At 50.6% G+C, this 999-nt stretch carries 1 pseudogene; it reads left to right on the top strand.

Annotated elements, in window-relative coordinates:
* Nucleotides 1-999 (top strand): annotated as a pseudogene (locus tag ACTHUM_RS15225) (TonB-dependent hemoglobin/transferrin/lactoferrin family receptor); the annotation flags it as partial.

Raw genomic sequence — 999 nt, forward strand, 5'->3', positions numbered from 1 at the left:
GATAAAGACCGCGTTGCCATCAACGTGGACGGACTGGCACAAGCAGAAAGCAGGTCGTCTGAAGCGTTTCAAGAGTTGTTCGGTGCATACGGCAACTTCAATGCAAACCGCAACACTTCCGAACCCGAAAACTTTTCGGAAGTAACCCTTAACAAAGGCGCGGACTCGCTTAAATCCGGCAGCGGCGCATTGGGCGGTGCCGTCAACTACAAAACCAAATCCGCAAGCGACTATGTTTCCGAAGAAAAACCCTACCACTTAGGCATTAAAGGCGGCTATATCGGACGCAACAGCCAAAAATTCAGCAGCATAACCGCCGCAGGAACCTGGTTGGGTCTGGACGCATTGATGGTCTACACCCGCCGTTTCGGTAAAGAAACCAAAAACAACAGCGACGCTGCCGATACCGTCATCACTGACAACAAACAAAGCTGGAGTCCGAATGCTGGTATGACCAACTACGGCAGCCGCGGTGTAGCGCGCAGCAAACCTGACCCTCAAGACTGGGAAAACAAAAGCACCCTGTTCAAACTGGGTTACAACTTCAACGATAAAAACCGTATCGGCTGGATTTACGAAGATTCACGCACCGACCGCACGACGATTGAATTGTCCAATATGTGGGCGGCAGACTGGAAAGGCGACGCACTGGGCGACACCCGTTCCCGTCAAGATATTTCCTACCGCAAACGCATCGGTTTCGAATACAAAAACCAACTTGACAAAGGACCATGGGACAACCTCAACCTGCGTTACGACCGTCAAACCATCGACATGAGCACTTGGACCTGGGACTTGCCGACGGATTATGGCCGTAACGGTGTCAACAGCGACGTGTACCATATGTTCCGCAACATCCGTCAAAAAAATACCCAATTCGGTGCCGATGCCGAAAAACAAATCGACTTCTCCAAATCGGTATGGGCAATGCAATACGGATTAGGTGGCTCCAAAAACGATAACGGTAATAGCGACCATAGCTATTGGGTACGCCTATAT

Source organism: Neisseria sp. P0021.S006, from assembly GCF_051956895.1.